At 59.2% G+C, this 1,224-nt stretch carries 2 protein-coding genes; one reads left to right on the forward strand and one right to left on the reverse strand.

Going from position 1 to position 1,224, the window contains the following annotated elements; genetic code table 11:
- Positions 1–729 (reverse strand): NADP-dependent oxidoreductase (locus EOA29_RS36990; protein ID WP_145970070.1); only part of this gene is annotated, 729 nt, incomplete at its 3' end.
- A 108-nt stretch (positions 730–837) separates the two neighbouring features.
- On the opposite strand from EOA29_RS36990, the gene EOA29_RS36995 reads away from it, so the two are divergent.
- On the forward strand, positions 838–1,224 hold a 387-nt coding region (locus EOA29_RS36995; protein ID WP_145970071.1), incomplete at its 3' end, for a LysR family transcriptional regulator.

Here is a 1,224-nt window from a genome sequence, read left to right on the forward strand (position 1 = left end):
CACGACTACCCTGCCAAACGTGTTGAGGTTCAGCATGGCTGCATCGTGAATGGGGCCAGCGGTGTTGTCGATGAACACGTCCACCCCGTTCGGGCAAGCCGCAGCGACATCGGCGACCAAGTCAGCCGAAGTACGGTGATTGACGCCGGCCCGGTAGCCAAGCTCCTTGCACCATTCGAGCTTCTCATCGGTGCCGGCCACGGCAACCGGATCAAGGCCCTTGATACGCGCGATCTGACCCGCGATCTGGCCGACGGCACCGGACGCCGCGGAAATCAGCACCGTTTCACCCGGCTTGGGGCGGGCGGTCTTGAGCAGAGAAAAATAGGCCGTGAGACCGGGCATTCCGAGGTAGCTTAGGGCGGCCTGCATGGGAGCGTCAGTGGTGGTCACGATCTTTGCCGATGACGCCGGAACGACGGTGAAGGGCTGCCAGCCGAAATAGTCGCTCATCACGATCTGACCCGGCCTGAAGTCAGATGATCCGGATGAAATCACTTCCCCGACGCCGCCTCCCAGCATCAGATCGCCCAGCTTGAATCCCGCGGCGTAATTCTTCGCCGGGCTGATGCGGCCACGCATGTAAGGGTCCACTGAGAGCCAAAGGGTTTTGACCAGGAGCTCTCCGCCTGACGCTTCCGGAACAGGGCGATCTTCAAGTGCCCAGTTCTCAGTCGTGGGCATTGCCGAGGGATAGCTCCGAAGGATCCAGCTGGGATTTCTTGCCATGACGATCTCCGTGAATGGAAGGCTGCCTCTCTGTCATGCATAGATTTGCATTCCGTGTTAATGGGCGCTGCGCGAGAAAGATTGTTTTGAATTGCGAAAGAATGACCAATGGACGTGGTTGAGGCCATGCGCGTGGCTGTCGAAGTAGCGCGACAAGGAAGCTTTACCTTGGCTGGCCGCGAGCTCAGAATTTCCGCACCCTCGGTGAGCCGGATCATTGCCGAACTTGAGGCGGACCTTGGTGCTCGGCTGTTTAACCGCACGACCCGTCAACTCAATCTGACCGATGCCGGATTGGAGTTCGTGCAAAAAAGTGCGGGCCTCTTGGAGGAACTCGACCATATGCGGAATATGGTGCGCGAGCGCCACGACACCCCGCGCGGTCTGCTGCGCGTGTCGTGCGTTACCGCGTTTGGCAACGAATGCCTGGCACCGGCAATCCCTGACTTCATGCAAAGATACCCTCAGCTGAGTGTCTCGGTCGATATCGGAAAC

The organism is Mesorhizobium sp. M1E.F.Ca.ET.063.01.1.1 (assembly GCF_003998155.1).
Lineage (GTDB): Bacteria > Pseudomonadota > Alphaproteobacteria > Rhizobiales > Rhizobiaceae > Mesorhizobium.